This window comes from Peribacillus sp. YIM B13481 (assembly GCF_042787985.1).
Classification (GTDB): domain Bacteria; phylum Bacillota; class Bacilli; order Bacillales; family DSM-1321; genus Peribacillus; species Peribacillus simplex_A.
Genome location: NZ_JBHZPE010000002.1, coordinates 127,692 through 146,306, shown reverse-complemented (window position 1 = coordinate 146,306; position 18,615 = coordinate 127,692). Strand labels below are relative to the sequence as shown.

Annotated in this window: 15 protein-coding genes and 1 riboswitch; of the genes, 14 read left to right on the top strand and 1 reads right to left on the bottom strand. The window is 42.8% G+C overall.

Annotated features, from left to right (window positions below):
* The first annotated feature begins 18 nt into the window (after positions 1 to 18).
* Positions 19 to 2,433: a phenylalanine--tRNA ligase subunit beta gene (pheT, locus tag ACFX4X_RS02185; RefSeq protein ID WP_061464322.1), complete on the top strand. Its 2,415-nt coding sequence runs from the start codon at positions 19 to 21 to the stop codon at positions 2,431 to 2,433.
* Between the two features lie 240 nt (positions 2,434 to 2,673).
* Here the strand turns inward: pheT and rnhC are convergent, their stop codons facing one another.
* Positions 2,674 to 3,633, bottom strand: a complete 960-nt coding sequence (gene rnhC, locus ACFX4X_RS02180) for a ribonuclease HIII (RefSeq protein ID WP_377381225.1) — start codon at positions 3,631 to 3,633, stop codon at positions 2,674 to 2,676.
* Positions 3,634 to 3,805: 172 nt separating this feature from the next.
* Between rnhC and zapA the strand changes: the two genes are divergently transcribed.
* From zapA to uvrC, 13 genes are all read left to right on the top strand, one after another.
* A complete protein-coding gene (zapA, locus tag ACFX4X_RS02175) occupies positions 3,806 to 4,066 on the top strand; it encodes a cell division protein ZapA (protein WP_048678967.1) in 261 nt (86 codons plus the stop codon).
* A gap of 4 nt (positions 4,067 to 4,070) precedes the next feature.
* A complete protein-coding gene (locus tag ACFX4X_RS02170) occupies positions 4,071 to 4,616 on the top strand; it encodes a CvpA family protein (RefSeq protein ID WP_377381222.1) in 546 nt (181 codons plus the stop codon).
* A gap of 211 nt (positions 4,617 to 4,827) precedes the next feature.
* On the top strand, positions 4,828 to 6,546 hold the full coding sequence (gene polX, locus ACFX4X_RS02165; RefSeq protein WP_377381220.1) for a DNA polymerase/3'-5' exonuclease PolX: 1,719 nt from the start codon (positions 4,828 to 4,830) through the stop codon (positions 6,544 to 6,546).
* A gap of 35 nt (positions 6,547 to 6,581) precedes the next feature.
* Positions 6,582 to 8,936, top strand: coding sequence for an endonuclease MutS2 (locus ACFX4X_RS02160; protein WP_377381218.1), 2,355 nt, complete (start codon positions 6,582 to 6,584; stop codon positions 8,934 to 8,936).
* A gap of 64 nt (positions 8,937 to 9,000) precedes the next feature.
* Positions 9,001 to 9,408, top strand: coding sequence for a DUF350 domain-containing protein (locus ACFX4X_RS02155; protein WP_061464317.1), 408 nt, complete (start codon positions 9,001 to 9,003; stop codon positions 9,406 to 9,408).
* A gap of 211 nt (positions 9,409 to 9,619) precedes the next feature.
* The gene (locus ACFX4X_RS02150) at positions 9,620 to 10,378 is read left to right on the top strand and encodes a GNAT family N-acetyltransferase (RefSeq protein WP_284470058.1); all 759 of its coding nucleotides are present in this window, start codon (positions 9,620 to 9,622) and stop codon (positions 10,376 to 10,378) included.
* Between the two features lie 194 nt (positions 10,379 to 10,572).
* Complete coding sequence (locus ACFX4X_RS02145; protein WP_377381214.1) at positions 10,573 to 12,270, top strand: long-chain-fatty-acid--CoA ligase; 1,698 nt, start codon at positions 10,573 to 10,575, stop codon at positions 12,268 to 12,270.
* Positions 12,271 to 12,469: 199 nt separating this feature from the next.
* Positions 12,470 to 13,057, top strand: coding sequence for a fatty acid metabolism transcriptional regulator FadR (locus ACFX4X_RS02140; RefSeq protein WP_284470060.1), 588 nt, complete (start codon positions 12,470 to 12,472; stop codon positions 13,055 to 13,057).
* A gap of 124 nt (positions 13,058 to 13,181) precedes the next feature.
* A complete protein-coding gene (locus ACFX4X_RS02135; protein ID WP_377381211.1) occupies positions 13,182 to 13,955 on the top strand; it encodes an enoyl-CoA hydratase in 774 nt (257 codons plus the stop codon).
* A gap of 128 nt (positions 13,956 to 14,083) precedes the next feature.
* The gene (locus tag ACFX4X_RS02130; RefSeq protein WP_125160098.1) at positions 14,084 to 14,857 is read left to right on the top strand and encodes an electron transfer flavoprotein subunit beta/FixA family protein; all 774 of its coding nucleotides are present in this window, start codon (positions 14,084 to 14,086) and stop codon (positions 14,855 to 14,857) included.
* A 70-nt stretch (positions 14,858 to 14,927) separates the two neighbouring features.
* Positions 14,928 to 15,905 carry an electron transfer flavoprotein subunit alpha/FixB family protein gene (locus ACFX4X_RS02125; protein ID WP_377381209.1) on the top strand — a complete coding sequence of 326 codons (978 nt, stop codon included), beginning with the start codon at positions 14,928 to 14,930 and terminating at the stop codon, positions 15,903 to 15,905.
* Between the two features lie 206 nt (positions 15,906 to 16,111).
* Positions 16,112 to 16,426 (top strand): thioredoxin, encoded by a 315-nt coding sequence (gene trxA, locus ACFX4X_RS02120; RefSeq protein WP_061464310.1) that lies wholly within the window; start codon positions 16,112 to 16,114, stop codon positions 16,424 to 16,426.
* Between the two features lie 102 nt (positions 16,427 to 16,528).
* Positions 16,529 to 18,301, top strand: a complete 1,773-nt coding sequence (gene uvrC / locus ACFX4X_RS02115; RefSeq protein WP_377381207.1) for an excinuclease ABC subunit UvrC — start codon at positions 16,529 to 16,531, stop codon at positions 18,299 to 18,301.
* Between the two features lie 61 nt (positions 18,302 to 18,362).
* A riboswitch (Lysine riboswitch) is annotated at positions 18,363 to 18,539 on the top strand.
* The last annotated feature ends 76 nt before the right edge of the window (positions 18,540 to 18,615 follow it).

The following is an 18,615-nucleotide window of genomic DNA, read 5'->3' as shown; positions in this document are numbered from 1 at the left end:
TAAAAAGGAGGACCTACCATGTTTGTGTCATATAAATGGTTACAAGATTATGTTGACCTTTCAGGCATCAATGCGACGGAACTAGCTGACAAAATCACGAAAAGCGGCATTGAGGTTGAAGGGGTAGAAAAGAAGAGTGAAGGGCTTAAAGGAGTCGTCATCGGGCATGTCATTGAACGTGAACAGCATCCAAATGCGGATAAATTGAATAAATGCCAAGTTGATATCGGTGCCGAAAATCCCGTTCAGATCATCTGTGGAGCACCGAATGTCGATAAAGGCCAAAAAGTCGCAGTCGCTACCGTTGGCGCAGTCCTTCCAGGTAATTTCAAAATCAAAAAAGCGAAACTTCGCGGAGAAGAATCGCACGGGATGATTTGCTCGCTTCAAGAATTGGGCTTCGAATCCAAGCTTGTGTCAAAGGACTATGCAACAGGTATCTTCGTCTTCCCTAATGATGTGGAAGTAGGGAAAGATGCATTGGAAGAACTTGGTTTAAGTGATGAAGTGCTGGAACTTGGGCTGACTCCAAATCGTTCTGACGCATTGAGTATGCTTGGTGTTGCATACGAAGTGGGTGCCATCCTAGGCCGGGAAGTGAAATGGCCGGTTGTCGAGAAAGAAGAGGCAGCTGAAAAAGCATCTGATAATATCAGTGTCAAAGTGGAAGCGAAAGAAGATAACCCGATATACATTGCTAAAATCATCAAAGATGTTAAGGTCGGCCCCTCACCGCTTTGGATGCAGACTCGGTTAATGTCTGCAGGTATCCGACCTCATAATAATGTGGTCGATATCACGAACTACATTTTACTTGAATATGGTCAACCGCTACATGCCTTTGATTATGACCGCTTTGGTTCAAAGGAAATCGTCATCCGCAGAGCGAAGGATGCTGAAAAAATCGTAACATTGGATGAAGCGGAACGGACTTTGACGCCTGACCATTTAGTGATCACAAATGGCAGCGAGCCTGTTGCGATTGCTGGTGTGATGGGCGGAGCGGATTCCGAAGTGAAAAATGATACAACGAACATCATTATTGAAAGTGCATATTTTGCAGGTACAGTAGTTCGTAAAGCTTCAAAAGACCACGGCTTGCGCAGTGAAGCAAGTGCCCGTTTTGAAAAAGGCGTCGATCCGGCCCGTGTTCGTGAAGCTGGAGAACGTGCCGCACAGTTGATTGCACAATATGCTGGCGGAACAGTCTTACAAGGAACGGCTGAAGTTGACGAATTGACAATGGAACCAGCGGTCATTAGCATCACACTGGAAAAAATCAACACACTTCTTGGAACAAGCATGAGCGTAACTGAAGTGGAGTCGATCTTCAAACGCCTGCAATTCGGCGTGGAACTTGACAATGAAACGTTCACAATCACTGTCCCTACGCGCCGTGGCGATATTACGATTGAAGCTGATTTAGTTGAAGAGGCTGCACGTTTATACGGATATGATAACATTCCAGCTACGCTGCCGATCGGTTCTGCTACTCCAGGCCAATTGACTGACTATCAAATTAAACGGCGGAAAGCACGTCGTACCCTTGAAGGCGCAGGCCTTTATCAAGCGGTGACCTATTCACTTACAAGCCAAGAAAAAGCGTCCCAATTCGCATTGGAAGCAAGAGAATCCATTCGTTTAGCAATGCCGATGAGTGAAGAACGAAGCCAATTGCGTTTGAGCATCGTACCTCAATTGCTGGAAGTCGTGAAATATAACAATGCCCGCCAAATTGATTCACTGGCACTGTATGAAATCGGTTCGGTATTCTTTAAGCAGGACGAACAAGAACTGCCTGAAGAAAAAGAACATATTGCTGGAGCCATCACTGGCCTATGGGAGTCGCATCTATGGCAAGGTGAAAAAAAACCAGTGGATTTCTTTGTAGCCAAAGGCGTGATCGAAGCATTATTCGATACACTGGGATTAGCTGATCAAATCAGTTATCGCCAAGCGGAAATTAACGACATGCATCCAGGACGGACAGCAGAAGTACTGTTGAATGGTGATGTGATTGGCTTTATCGGCCAAGTGCACCCAACTGTCCAAAAAGACTTGGATATTAAAGAAACATACATTTTCGAACTTTCCTTAAAAGCATTGGCCGAAGCCGAAGTCGCGCCGATTGCATACCAAACCATTCCGCGCTATCCATCAACTACACGCGATATCGCGCTCGTTGTGGATCAAGCTACGAAAGCCGGGGACATTCAGAATATTATTGAAGAAGCCGGTGGCAAACTGCTGAAAGAAGTAAGCATCTTCGACTTATACGAAGGTGAAAGAATGGAGGAAGGCAAGAAATCCATTGCCTACTCACTGAAATACTTCGACCCGGAACGGACGCTAACGGACGAAGATATTACAAAAGCACATGAAAAAGTGCTTGAAGCCGTTAAAGAAAAAGCTGGCGCAGAACTTAGAGGATAAAACCAAAAAGACAGCTCCCTGAATCTTGGGAAGCTGTCTTTTTATGAACTCACGAGTAAAGCGTGTAAATTCACGAGTAAAGTGTGTGAACTCACGAGTAAATGGTGTAAATTCACGAGTAAAGCGTGTGAACTCGAGTAAATGGTGTAAATTCACGAGTAAAGCGTGTGAACTCACGAGTAAAGCGTGTGAATTCACGAGTAAAACGTGTTTTTCATCAATAAAAAAGCGGCTGTTCCCTTACTTATGGTATTTTTGTTGATATAATCGCTTCGCTTTTTCTGTATTGGCGAAGTGGATTTTCGTGAATTCGTTCAATGAATCGATTCCCTTTTCATGAATCAATCTTGCAGCTGCTTCATCGACTGCAAAGCCGGCACCTTTAGGGATTTTGAATCCGGCTTTTTCACTCAGCAAATCAAAGTGTTTGACGAATGCATATCGGGCCAGGATGGAAGCGGCTGCCACTCCTAGGTGTATGCCTTCCGCTTTTGTGCATAAATAGGTGGCATTAGCTTGAAATAGTTCTTGGCCTTTTAGGTAATTGAAAAATACATCTGGTTGAGCGAATTGATCAATAAGGACCGCTTCCGCTTGTTCCGGGTGCATTTTTTGCATGAGATGCTTGATTGCTTGGTTATGGAGGAGGGCCTTCATTTTTCCTTGTGACATTCCCTTTGCCTGCAGCGTATTATATTTCGGGTTGTCGCATGTGAGCAGACTGAATGGCACAACATCCTTAATCTGTTTGGCAATTTCGATAATCTGTGGATCTTTCAGGTTTTTGGAATCCTGGACACCAAGTTCCTTCAATAGGGCGAGTTGCTCCTTTTTTGCATATACGGCTACAACGGTGATCGGGCCGAAATAATCTCCTGTTCCTACTTCATCGGAACCAATCACTGACATGGTTCCGATATTTGCAGGTGGTGAATATCGATGAACGTTGACTGATGAGGATGATGCCGATTTTTTCTTTGGAGCGGCAGCGGTGGTACCTTGTTGCCATTTTACCGCTTCTATTTCGGCATTCTTACCTTGAAAGAGTACTTTGCCGGATTTATAGGCGGTCACCGTACATAACGGCGGTTTGGCGGAAAAGATGCTCCCTGGCGGCAGTTTGGCGGCTAAGGATGAAGAATAATGGGATTTCATCACCTTTATTTGTTCAGGGCTGATAAGTAAAACAACATGGGACATAATGGGTAAACTCCTAACATCATTTTATTTTTCAGGTAATTTTCATCCTAGAGTCGTTTTCATCTGACAAATTATTGCAGTTTTTATGCGAGAAATGACGCTGTACTATCTTTCGTGACGAAAAACTTCATGATATGATAGAATTAGGATTGTTTAGATTGGGGGCATCATTTTGTCAGACGATAAACGAAATAAAACAACAGTTGATATATACGGTCAACCATACACAATCGTCGGTACAGAAAGCGCAAGTCATATGCGCCTGGTCGCTTCGATGGTTGACGAAAAAATGAGAGAGATCAGGATGAAAAATCCATATTTGGATACAAGTAAGCTAGCGGTACTAACGGCCGTGAATACCATCCACGAATATATTAAATTAAAAGATGAACTAGACCAGCTTCAACTGGAATTAAAGAGAGAGAAGGACTGAGTACATGCTTGATTTAGCAATTCTGGCCATTCTTTTAATCGGTTTATTAATCGGTTTAAAGCGTGGCTTCATTTTACAAATGGTTCATATGACAGGGTTTATAGTAGCCTTCATCGTCGCATATGTATTTTACGGAGATCTTGCTCCCAATTTGAAATTGTGGATCCCGTTTCCAACGATGAGTGATTCCTCGACCCTTAATATGTTTTTCGATACAGTCGGGCTTGAAACGGCGTATTACAATGCGATTGCCTTTGCGATCATTTTCTTTGCTGCCAAGATTCTTTGGCAAATGATAGGATCTATGCTCAATTTCATTACCCATCTTCCGATTTTAAAACAGCTGAATCGCTGGGGTGGAGGGATATTGGGTTTTCTCGAAGTCTATCTTATCATGTTTATTATATTATATATAGCTGCCATGCTGCCAATGGATTCCATCCAGAAACTATTAACGGAATCTTTTCTGGCAGAAACGATCGTGAAACATACGCCGTTCCTGTCCGAGCAAGTGAAAGACCTTTGGTTTAATGAATTAAAACAATCTTAATGTCAATATACGAGGGCCTGCCTCCCTTTCTCAAAGTCCTAGATTCCTATACTTTGAACGGGGGAGGCCCCTTTTTATGTAGTTGAATGTTATCTCCCTCCAATTTGGTTCGAAAGTTAAGAATCGGCCTGCTTGTACTTTACCTCCAAGAAAGGTATCTTTAAGAAAGTAAACATGGGACACCCTACTAATTTTTTCGGCGGTGAATTAAATGACAATTAATAAAAAAGATATCATTAAATTATTAGAAAAAATCGCAATATATATGGAATTAAAAGGAGAGAACCCGTTCAAGGTTTCAGCTTTCCGAAAGGCAGCAGGCGCCTTGGAAACGGATGATCGGAGCCTTACTGCTATCGAAGACTTTACCGCTTTAAATGGAATCGGGAAAGGAACGGCATCTGTCATCGAAGAGTATATAAATGAGGGGAAATCGACCGTACTTGAAGAGCTGCAGGAGCAGGTGCCGAAAGGGTTGATTCCGCTCTTGCAGCTTCAGGGTTTGGGCGGGAAGAAAATTGCCAAACTTCATAAAGAGCTGCATGTCAATGATGTGAATGATCTTAAAATCGCCTGTGAAGAGGGCAGGGTCGCGGCGCTTGCCGGTTTCGGCAAAAAAACGGAAGAGAAGATCCTGTCTGCAATTGCCGAGGCAGGTTCAAGGCCTGAACGGCTGCCCCTTGCCTTCATGAGGCCGATTGCGGATGTTATTGAAACGGCCCTAGCGAACATGGAAGGCATCATACGATCATCCAGAGCCGGCAGCATCCGGCGTATGAGGGAAACGATCAAGGACCTCGATTTCATCATCTCGACAGATCATCCCGATGAAGTCAAGAATCAACTGCTTGCTTTAACGGGCATAAAACAAGTGATTGCAGCCGGTGATACAAAAGTATCGGTCGTGCTTGATTATGAATATGATATTTCTGTCGATTTCCGAATTGTGAAGGATAAGGAATTCATCACGACGCTCCATCATTTTACCGGTTCGAAAGATCACAATGTGCGGATGCGCCAGCTGGCTAAAGATCGCGGAGAGAAAATCAGCGAATATGGTGTGGAGGTGGTTGAAACCGGTGATGTATTGACGTTTGAAACGGAAGAACAATTTTATAATCATTTTGGCCTTCCATTCATTCCCCCAGAGCTGCGTGAAGACGGAACGGAAGTGGAGCAATATGATGCTAAGGAATCTCTCATATCTATAGAGGCCATCAAAGGTGACCTGCACATGCATACCACATGGAGTGATGGGGCTCATGCGATTGAAGAAATGATTGAAGCATGCCGTGCAAAAGGTTATCGCTATATGGCCATCACCGATCATTCGCAATATTTGAAAGTGGCGAATGGCTTGACCGTGGAGCGTTTACGTGAACAAAAACGAATCATCCATGAACTGAATGAAAAATATGATGACTTTACCGTTCTTTCAGGGATTGAAATGGATATACTCCCTGATGGGACACTTGATTATGACGATGAACTGCTTGCGGAGCTGGATTTGGTGATCGCATCGATTCACTCAAGCTTTTCACAGCCTAGGGAAACGATCATGGAGCGCTTAAAAACGGCTCTGAATAATCCGCATGTCGATATCATCGCCCACCCAACGGGAAGGATTATCGGCAGACGCACCGGATATGATGTTGATATAGAGATGCTGATCGAACTGGCACGCGAGACGAATACCGCATTGGAATTGAATGCGAATCCGAACCGATTGGATTTGGCGCCTCCCCATCTGCGCAAGGCACAGGAAGCAGGCGTTCCGATCGTGATCAATACGGATGCCCACAGCATCGACATGCTTGAACATATGCCTGTTGGGGTCTCATCAGCCAAAAAAGGCTGGATTAAAGAATCAACGGTTCTTAATGCAAGGGATACGGATGGATTATTGGCGTTTTTAAAGAGAAATGATTAACTATTTGCCCATAAATAAGGAGGAGCTTTAACTCCATGCATAATAAAGCTTTAAAGACATTGGAATTTCATAAAATAAAAGAACAATTAATCTCACACGCATCCTCTTCCATAGGAAAAGAGAAGGCACAGCAATTGATGCCTTCCACTGATTTTGAAGAGGTGTCGAGATGGCAGGAAGAAACAGATGAGTCAGCCAAGATCGTCCGGCTGAAAGGTAACTTGCCGTTGGGCGGGATTTTTGATATCCGTCCACATGCAAAAAGGGCACAGATTGGCGGAATGCTCTCGCCGATAGAATTGATGGAACTTGCAAGTACGATTCGTGCCGGCAGGATCCTCAGCCGTTTCTTCGATGAACTCGCAGAGCAGGAAATTGATGTTCCGCTTTTAGCGGAATATATCGATTCCCTTCATCCATTGATTGATTTGCAACAGGAAATTACGTATGCAGTAAGTGAACATGGCGAAGTGATGGATTCTGCCAGCGATAAGCTTCGTACCCTAAGAAACCAGATTCGGACGAACGAAAGCCGTGTCAGGGAAAAACTAGAAAGCATGATCCGTTCTTCCAACGCATCAAAAATGTTATCGGATGCCATCATCACCATCAGGAATGACCGTTTTGTGATCCCGGTAAAACAGGAATACCGCAGTGTGTATGGAGGGATCATTCATGATCAATCCTCATCTGGGCAGACGCTGTTCATTGAACCGCAAGCTATCGTTCAACTGAATAATGTCCTGCAGGAAACCCGAGTGAAGGAAACACAGGAAATAGAACGGATATTGGTCGAATTATCGGAAAAAGTCGGTGCGTTCACCCCAGAATTGCTTCATAATGTCAAAGTGCTTGCACAAATCGATTTCCTTGTCGCCAAGGCAAAGTATGCAAAAGCGATAAAAGGATCCAAACCGATTCTGAATAATGAGGGACGCGTGAAATTATTCAAAGCGAAACATCCGCTCATTCCGAGTGATGTTGTCGTGGCCAATGACATTTTCCTTGGTGATGAATTTACGACAATCGTCATCACTGGACCCAATACAGGAGGTAAAACGGTTACACTGAAAACAATTGGCCTCTGTACCTTAATGGCCCAGTCCGGTCTGCAAATCCCTGCGCTGGATGGTTCCGAAACGGCTGTGTTTTCCTCTGTTTATGCCGATATTGGCGACGAACAGTCGATTGAACAAAGCTTAAGTACATTCTCTTCGCATATGGTCAATATTGTCGATATCCTAAAGAATGTCGATTATGACAGCCTTGTTTTATTCGATGAGCTTGGTGCGGGAACCGACCCTCAGGAAGGTGCCGCTTTAGCCATTTCCATTTTGGATGAAGTGTATAAGCGCGGAGCACGTGTGATTGCAACGACACATTACCCAGAATTAAAAGCGTACGGATATGATCGGGAAGGCGTCATTAATGCAAGCGTAGAATTTAATGTGGAAACCTTAAGTCCTACCTATAAACTTTTGATCGGTGTACCGGGACGGAGTAATGCATTTGAAATTTCCAAGCGCCTTGGTTTGGAAGAAAGCGTGATAAGCAGCGCCCGCAGCCATATTGGTGAGGATACGAATAAAGTTGAGAATATGATAGCCTCCCTTGAAGACAGCCGCAAGAAGGCTGAAGAAGAGGAACGGGAAGCAGCGGATCACCTGAAACAGGCTGAAGTTCTTCATAAAGACCTTCAAAAGCAAATTGGTGAATATCATGAAGAACGGGATGCCATGGTCGAAAAGGCTGCAAAAGAGGCAGCGGCAATCGTTGAAAATGCGCAAAAAGAAGCGGAAGCGATTATTGCCGATTTGCGTAAACTGCGTCTGGAAAAGCATGCCGATGTTAAAGAGCATGAACTGATCGATGCAAAAAAACGGCTTGAAAACGCGACGCCAAAATTGAAAAAAACATCAAATAAAGCGGCGAGGCCGCTGGATAAAAGCTTGAAGCCTGGAGATGAAGTGAAGGTCGTAAGCTTTGGTCAAAAAGGTCACTTGATCGAGAAGGTCTCAAGTAATGAATGGCAGGTTCAGATCGGTATCATGAAGATGAAGGTGAAGGAGTCTGACCTAGAATTCATCAAGGCAACGAAAGTAAAAGAAATAAAACCGCTTACCACGATAAAAGGACGGGATTATCACGTTAGCGTGGAACTTGACCTGCGTGGCGAACGCTTTGAAAATGCAATATCAAGAGTGGAAAAGTACGTTGATGATGCTCTTTTGGCCGGTTATTCGAGTGTCTCCATCATTCATGGTAAAGGAACGGGGGCTCTCCGGTCCGGTGTTCAGGAATACTTGAAAAATCACCGCTCCGTCAAAAGGATTCGCTTCGGTGAAGCCGGTGAAGGCGGAACAGGTGTTACGGTGGTGGAATTTAAATAAAGGAAAGTGGCCATTCCGGCTACTGCAAAAGCCGGGTGGCTAGTTACCATTCGGGAGTTGGACCATGGAGAACATGTGGGAAAATGAATATGTATATATAGCTGCTCGATACAGTGTCGTTATTCTGTGCATGATTGTTTTTTTAGCCATTTTTGAACTTGTCACAAAGTACAAGAACTGGGAGGAAATCAAACAGGGAAACCTTTCTGTCGCGATGGCAACTGGCGGTAAAATATTTGGGATCGCCTATGTATTCCAACAGTCCATCCTCCATCAGAATTCGCTTCTTACCATGATTGGCTGGGGCGTATACGGATTTGTCCTTCTGTTGATCGGTTATTTCATTTTTGAATTTATGACTCCTCGATTTAAAATAGATGAAGAGATACAAAAAGATAATCGGGCAGTTGGATTCCTATCGATGATCATTTCAATCGCATTATCTTTTGTCATCGGCGCCGGAATTTCTTAATGCCCTTCATGAGAGGGAGAAAACTGTGGAGAAGCTTGCAAAAGTCTTAATTGTTTGTTGCGGAATCTTTTTTCTGTTAGGAATCATTTATATGATATTCTTCAATTGAAGCGGCCATTGTGCCGCTTCTTTTATTTGAATTCTATTAAAAAAAAGGGGGGCGTGTATAATGATAATGGTCAAATAGACTTTTCGGAAGAGGAGGAAGAACATGAATCGCTCCAAATTGATGCAAAAGATTGAAGAACTATCGATGAACGCTTTACCAGCCCTGCAAACGCATATCTATGATGGCTGGGTTATCCGATTTGCGGATGGATATACGAAACGGGCGAATTCTATCAATCCCATCTATTTATCGAATGAAAATGTGAAAAAGAAAATATTGAATTGTGAACAATTGTATTTTGCAAGAAATGATAAGGCCGTGTACAAAATCACTCCACAGGCTAAGCCTATCATCTTGGATAGTGTACTGGAAGAGTCCGGGTATGTCCTTGAAGGTACAACAAGTGTCCAGGTATTGAATTTGGTAGAAACAGGATCACCGAATGAAACCAATGTCATGAAGTATGAACATTTACACGATGACTGGTTTCACCATTTCTGCCTGCTAAGTAATGTTAATGATCATGATCAAACCACCCTAAAAAAGATGTTAAGGAATATCATTCCAAAAACATGCTTTATGTTGTTGACTGATGAGAGTGGAACCGTGTCAGCAAGTGGAATGGGTGTTTTGGAAGACGATTACATAGGCCTGTACAATATCATTACCCATGAAAACTTTCGAAACCAAGGCTATGGTGCAAAACTCATTCGTAATCTATTGCATTGGGGTAAAGAAAATGGGGCAAAAAATGCCTATCTTCAGGTAGTAGAAACAAATGCGCCTGCTTCTTGCTTGTACGGAAAATTGGGATTTGAAGAGAAATATAAATATTGGTATAGAATTAAAACTAAGGAGTAAAACACTCCTTTTTTTGTTTCTCATTTTTAGTGTTTTATCCAATATTCCCTCTTGGCAGGTACAAGTCATAATGACTGCTCCACCACTCATTAACAGCTTTTATGCTTATTTTTCTGAATTTCAGCAATTGTAAGAAAATCCCGGTTGTATTATAATGATAAAGAGTATTGGGAATATTCAGAAGGAGGGGGCAAATGAGCAATAAGCCATGGCAAGCTATTTATCCGGAACAGATACCAGCTGTTTTGTCGTACGAAGATAAACCTCTTTATTCTTTTTTGAAGGAATCAGCCGAAGAATTCGCTGATAAAGTATCGATTCATTTCCAGGGAAAAGAATTAACTTTCCAAGAAGTGTATGAATCTGCGTTAAAGTTCGCAGCCTATTTAAGAAGTATCGGTCTTCAAAAAGGAGATCGCGTTGCCGTCATGCTTCCTAATTGCCCTCAGGGTGTCATAAGCTTTTTTGGAATATTGATGGCCGGCGGAGTCGTGGTTCAAACGAATCCAACCTATACCGAACGTGAACTAGAGTATCAAATGAAAGATTCCGGAGCGAAAATAATTTTAGCGATGGATATTTTATTTCCCCGTGTCGCTGCCGTCGCTTCAAGAACGGATATAGAAGATATAATTGTAACCGCTATCAAAGAATATTTGCCTTTCCCGAAAAATCTTATCTATCCTTTTATTCAAAAAAAGCAATACGGCATCGTCGTCAATGTGGAGCATTCGGGCAATCATCATTTATTTTCCGAAATCATGAAACGAAAGATCCCCGAAGATGTCACCGAGCCTATCGATGTGAATAATGACCTTGCCCTCTTGCAATATACAGGGGGGACAACAGGCTTTCCTAAAGGTGTCATGCTTACCCATAAGAACTTGCTGTCAAATACGAAAATGTGCAATGCCTGGCTTTATAAAAATAAGCGCGGTGAGGAAAGGGTCCTTGCGATTCTGCCATTCTTCCATGTGTACGGTATGACGACAGTCTTGGTTCTTTCCGTCATGGAGGGGAACACCATGATCATCATGCCAAAGTTTGACGTTGAAGCAACGCTTAAAACCATCCAAAAACAGAAACCGACCATGTTTCCAGGAGCGCCAACGATGTATATTGGCCTATTGAACCATCCGGATATCGCTAAATATGACCTTTCTTCCATCAATGCCTGTATAAGCGGTTCTGCACCATTGCCTTTAGAGGTCCAAGAGCAGTTTGAGAAAATTACCGGCGGGAAGCTGGTTGAAGGTTTTGGACTGTCTGAAACCTCCCCGGTGACCCATGCTAATTTCATCTGGGATCAGCCGCGTGTAAAAGGAAGCATTGGATTGCCATGGCCAGATACCGACTCGGTGATTCTATCCCTGGAAACCGGTGAAGAGCTTCCTCCGAATGAAATTGGTGAGATTGCCATAAAAGGACCACAGGTAATGCAAGGTTACTGGAACCGCCCGGATGAAACGGAAAGCACTTTTAAAAATGGCTGGCTGCTAACGGGCGATCTGGGTTACATGGATGAGCAGGGGTTCTTTTATGTAGTCGAGAGGAAAAAAGATACAATCATTGCAGGCGGCTTCAATATATATCCACGTGAAGTGGAAGAGGTTCTATACGAGCATGAGGCCATACAGGAGGTAGTCGTGGCTGGTATCCCTGACCCATATCGCGGTGAAACCGTCAAAGCCTATGTCGTACTGAAAAAAAATGCCAAGGCCACTGAAGAAGAACTGAATGATTTTGCAAGAAAGAACCTGGCTTCCTATAAGGTGCCGCGCAGCTATGAATTCAGGGAAGAACTTCCTAAAACGACGATAGGAAAGATATTGAGAAGAGTCCTTATCGAAGAAGAGAAGAAAAAAATATCCGAGGATAGAAAAGAAGCTTAAACAAGCATCCACCTTTAGACGGAGCAGCGGAGTGAAGCTCCGTGTTTTCGGAACGGCTGGACAACCTATGGGTGGGGGCTGTACAATGAGCATGTGGAATGTCAGGACTATTAGAAGTTTTTCCTTGACAGTAAAGGGTCGTCATTTTATGATGGAAATATGAATGATGATTCATTCATTTTCTGAAAGGGGACATCCAGTGAAACGCAACAGACCAAAGTATAATCAAATTATTGATGCGGCCGTTATCGTCATTGCCCAAAACGGTTATTATCAAGCCCAAGTATCCAAAATCGCCAAGCAGGCAGGCGTAGCGGATGGCACCATTTATCTTTATTTTAAAAATAAAGAAGATATCCTAATATCATTATTCCATGAAAAGATGGGCTATTTTGTGGAACAGATCGAAGAAGAACTAAAAGGAAAGTCCACAGCTTCGGAAAAACTGCAAGTGCTCATCCAAAAACATTTTCAAAACCTTTCAGAAGACGTGAATTTAGCAATTGTCACTCAGTTGGAATTAAGACAGTCTAATAAAGAATTACGCCTAAGAATTAATGATGTGTTAAGAGGGTATTTACATTTAATCGATCAGATCATTATAGAAGGAAAAGAGAACGGCGAATTTCTGCCTGATTTAAATAATTTACTTGCAAGGCAGATGATTTTTGGAACGATCGACGAAACAGTGACGACTTGGGTCATGAATGAGCAAAAGTATTCGCTCCCAGACCTTGCAACAGACGTTCACCGCCTTCTAATTGGCGGCTGTGGCTTGAAAAGTTAACGATTTAAATAGAGGGTGGCTAGCCATCCTCGAAAGAATCGGTTAATTCTGCTTCCAGCTTTATCGGGAAGTGATACATATTGAATTATCAAAAAAGTTTGACTACATGCCTGGAGGGATAGATATGGAATACCTTAAGCTTTCTGTCGAAAATCATGTGGCATTTATAACGATTGATCATGCACCCGCAAATGCTCTTTCATCGGCAATCATCGGGGAGCTTTCACAGGCCTTCGATCAAATGGAGCAGGACGAATCCGTACGGGTTGTCGTTCTTCATGGTGAAGGAAGGTTTTTCTCTGCAGGAGCAGACATTAAAGAGTTTACAGAAGTGAAAAATGGTAAAGCTTTCGAGAAATTGACCAAGAATGGTCAAGCTGCATTTGAGAAAATTGAATCTTTTCCAAAACCGGTCATTGCAGCCATTCATGGAGCGGCGCTTGGCGGAGGATTGGAGCTGGCTATGTCCTGTCACATCCGTTTGGTAACCGAAAGGGCAAAACTAGGTTTGCCTGAGCTCCAGTTGGGCTTAATCCCCGGGTTTGCCGGCTCCCAACGCCTTCCTCGATATGTCGGTATGGCAAAGGCCGCGGAAATGCTGTTTACAAGTGAACCGATTACAGGTATCCAAGCTGTGCAATGCGGATTGGCAAATCATTCCTTCACGGATGAAGAACTGATTCCAAAAGCGAAGGAACTAGCCAATAAAATTGCGAGGAAAAGCCCACTGGCTTTAAAGGCGGCTATAGAATTATTAAATTATTCCAAACACGATTCCTACTATAAAGGTGTGGAGAGGGAGGCAGTCCTCTTTTGCCAAGCTTTCGATACGGCTGATGCACAAGAAGGAATTGGCGCTTTTATTGAAAAAAGGGAAGCTGTATTCAAAGGGAAATGATGTTTCCGGTCAGATAAATAACTATTTTTAAATATTATGCAGGATTTTGGTGAAACCTGAAGAATACAATAATATATATCAATAAAATTCATAATCTTCAAAACTCAAATCATTCGGGAGGTATTATCTTGAACATTTATGTGCTGCTGAAAAGAACATTTGATACAGAAGAAAAAATTACACTATCCAATGGGAAAATTAATGAGGATGGAGCAGAATTCATCATTAATCCATACGATGAGTATGCTGTTGAAGAAGCAATTCAAGTGCGTGATGCACAGGGCGGCGAAGTAACGGTTATTTCTGTCGGAACCGAAGAGGCTGAAAAGCAATTACGCACAGCGCTTGCAATGGGGGCTGACAAAGCCGTATTGATAAATATAGAAGACGACATAGAAAATGGCGACCAATTCACGACTGCCAAAATTATAGGCGAATACTTAAAAGGTAAAAATGCCGATTTAATCATTGCGGGGAACGTTGCAATCGATGGCGGTTCCGGTCAGGTGGGGCCGCGTGTTGCCGAGATATTGGAAATTCCTTATATTACAACAATCACTAAGCTTGATATCGCAAATGGAAATGTAAGCGTTATCCGTGATGTTGAAGGGGACTCTGAAACGATCGAAGCGTCCCTTCCATTGTTAGTGACAGCTCAGCAAGGTCTAAATGAGCCACGTTATCCTTCTTTGCCAGGAATCATGAAAGCGAAGAAGAAGCCGCTTGAAGAATTGGAATTGGATGACCTGGATTTGGAAGAAGAAGATGTTGAAGCAAAAACAAAAACGATTGAAATCTATCTTCCTGCTAAAAAAGAAGCTGGTAAAGTATTGAACGGCGAAATCGGAGATCAAGTTAGCGAACTTGCTCAATTATTACGCAGCGAAGCAAAAGTGATTTAATCGAAACGGTCCTTTTCAAAACAACAACACACGACAAATAGATAAAATAGAGCACAGGAGGTTTTTATAAATGGCTAGAAAGTTTCTTGTATTGGGCGAAGTTCGCGACGGTTCACTAAGAAATGTATCATTTGAAGCTATCGGTGCGGCTAAACTTGCTGCAGATGGCGGGGAAGTCGTAGGTGTTTTAGTTGGTGACAGTGTTAAAAATTTCGGTGATGAATTGATCCAGTATGGTGCGGACCGGGTTATTGCTGTAGAAAATGATCAATTGAAACAATATACTTCAGATGGTTATGCTCAAGGCTTGCTTGCAGTCATCGAGCAGGAAAAGCCAGAAGGGATTTTCTTTGGGCATACGGCCTTAGGAAAAGACCTTGCACCTAAATTGGCTGGAAAACTTGAATCAGGATTGATCTCCGATGTTACATCCATTGAAGAAGAAGGCGGAAATATCGTTTTCACTCGCCCGATATATTCTGGTAAAGCATTTGAAAGGAAAATTGTTACAGATGGCGTGATATTCGCGACAATCCGTCCGAACAATATTGAACCATTAGCGAAAGATGAGTCACGCTCTGGTGAGGTAACTACATTAAGTGTGGATATTAAGGATTTACGGACAATCATTAAAGATGTTGTTAGAAAAGCTAGTGAAGGGGTCGACCTTTCAGAAGCAAAAGTAATCATCGCAGGCGGCCGTGGCGTGAAAAGTGAAGATGGTTTTGAACCATTAAAAGAACTGGCACAAGTTCTTGGCGGAGCGGTAGGTGCTTCCCGCGGTGCATGTGATGCGGACTATTGCGATTACTCTTTGCAAATCGGGCAAACGGGTAAGGTCGTTACACCTGACCTTTATATCGCCTGCGGGATTTCTGGAGCGATCCAGCATTTAGCTGGGATGTCCAACTCCAAGGTTATCGTTGCCATCAACAAAGACCCGGAAGCCAATATATTCAATATAGCTGATTATGGAATTGTCGGGGACCTTTTCGAAGTCGTCCCATTACTGACTGAAGAATTCAAAAAACTAAAAGTTAACGCTTAATAGAAAAAAATGAAGGGGCAAGACATTTGGCAAAAGCCGATACATGTCTGGCCCCTTCATTTTTTGGTGTTATTCGGCAAGGCTTGAGCCTGCATATTTACTCTTTTTTTGGACATCCTACCACTGAAGCAAAATATTGGCGTCGATTCTAGCAACGATGGTATACTGTCTTTAGTTATTTGAGTAAATTTGAGGAGGAAATATATATGGCTATTGTAAATGCAACTGACCAAACTTTCACTACAGATACTAACGAAGGTGTAGTTCTTGTCGATTTTTGGGCTCCATGGTGCGGACCTTGTAAAATGATTGCTCCTGTTCTTCAAGAGCTTGATACTGAAATTGGCGATACAGCGAAAATCGTAAAAGTGGATGTAGATGAAAACCAAGAAACAGCTGGGAAATTCGGTGTGATGAGCATCCCGACACTAATCGTCCTTAAAGACGGTGAAGTGGTGGATAAAGTGGTTGGTTTCCAACCTAAAGAAGCACTTGCTGAACTTATTGCAAAACACGCGTAATAGCAAGATAGCTAAAAAAAGCTTCAAGTCTACGGACTTGAAGCTTTTTTCGCTATCTTGATATATAATAATTGTAAAATGGGAGAACAGGAGGCTGAATGCATGAACCAACAAATAAAGAATAAACTTGCCCTTCTTCCCGATCAACCTGGTTGTTATTTAATGAAAGATCGTCAGGGAACAATCATATATGTAGGCAAAGCGAAAGTGTTGAAAAATCGTGTCCGTTCTTATTTCACGGGATCTCATGATGGAAAAACCTTGCGGCTGGTGAGTGAGATAGAGGATTTCGAATACATCGTAACCTCTTCCAATATCGAGGCTCTCATTTTAGAGTTGAACTTAATCAAAAAACATGATCCAAAATATAATGTCATGCTTAAGGATGATAAGACGTATCCTTTCATCAAGCTGACGGCGGAACGGCATCCACGTCTAATTATTACGCGTAAAGTCAAAAAAGATAAAGGGAAATATTTCGGTCCATATCCGAATGCTTTTGCAGCCAACGAAACGAAAAAATTGCTCGATCGCATCTATCCCCTTAGAAAATGCAATACCTTACCGGATCGCGTGTGTCTTTATTATCACCTTGGCCAGTGTCTGGCCCCATGTGTATATGATGTTGAGGAACAGGAATATAAAAAAATGGTGGATGATATCAACCGGTTCTTGAATGGCGGACATACTGAGATAAAAAAAGAACTGACTGAAAAAATGCTAGAGGCATCAGAGGAGCTCGATTTCGAGAGGGCCAAGGAGTATCGTGACAAAATTGCCCACATCGATATTACGATGGAGAAGCAGAAAATGATGACGACCGATTTCATCGACAGGGATGTATTTGGGTTTGCCTATGATAAAGGCTGGATGTGCGTTCAGGTATTTTTTGTCCGACAGGGTAAATTGATCGAAAGGGATGTTTCACTTTTTCCTGTCTATGATGAACCGGAACAGGAACTTCTTACATTCCTCGGTCAGTTTTACGAGATTACCAACCACTTTAAACCAAAGGAAATCCTGCTGCCTGAGTCAGTGGATGCCGAAATGGCCGAAGGTCTGCTAGGTGTCAAAACGATTCACCCGAAACGGGGATCGAAAAAAGACATGCTTAAATTGGCGAATGAAAATGCCTCCATCGCCCTTAAGGAAAAATTTTCATTGATTGAACGGGATGAAGAAAGAACGATCAATGCGGTGGAAAACCTCGGGAACCAATTAGGGATCTACACCCCGCATCGAATTGAAGCTTTCGACAACTCGAATATCCAGGGAAGTGACCCTGTTTCCGCATTAGTCGTGTTCATTGATGGGAAACCGGAAAAAAGGGAGTACCGTAAATATAAGATCAAAACGGTCCAGGGACCTGATGATTATGAATCGATGCGTGAAGTGGTCAGAAGAAGGTATTCACGAGTATTGAAAGAAGGGCTGCCGCTTCCGGACTTAATCATCATTGATGGAGGAAAGGGACATGTGGAAGCTGTAAGGGATATTTTGGAGAATGAATTAGGCCTTGATATACCACTTTCAGGTCTCATTAAGGATGAAAAGCATAGGACTTCACAATTAATGATTGGAAATCCGCTTGAACTCGTACCTCTTGATTCACGGAGCCAGGAATTTTATCTATTGCAAAGAATTCAGGATGAGGTGCATCGGTTCGCGATTACGTTTCATCGCCAGCTACGCGGGAAAAACGCGGTTCACTCCCAGCTTGATGATATTCCGGGAGTCGGGGAAAAGCGGAGGAAGCAATTATTAAGGCATTTTGGGTCATTGAAGAAAATCAAAGAGGCCACGGCCGAGGAAATCATGGAAGCTGGCATGCCAAAAGGGGTAGCAGAGGGAATCGTTAGAAAATTACAAGAATAATCTTGCTGCAGGCAATTCTCTATGCTATGATAAGAAGGAATTTTTAACTAGACAACTTAAAAGTGCTGATAGAGGTGCGGAATTCAAGAGTAAAAACCTGGAGAAGTATGAGCTTCCATGAAAGGTTTTGAAAGGGGATGACGCCGAAGGAAGACAAGACTCATACCTTGTTTTTCTGGTCTGACATTTAATAAATGGCGGATTGTCAGGGTTTATGCCCTGGAGAGCTATCTCACTGTGTTTACAGTATTGGATATGTGATCACAGCAATGAGATATTTCTCATTGCTTTTTTTATTGCCTAAAAAGGTAGAG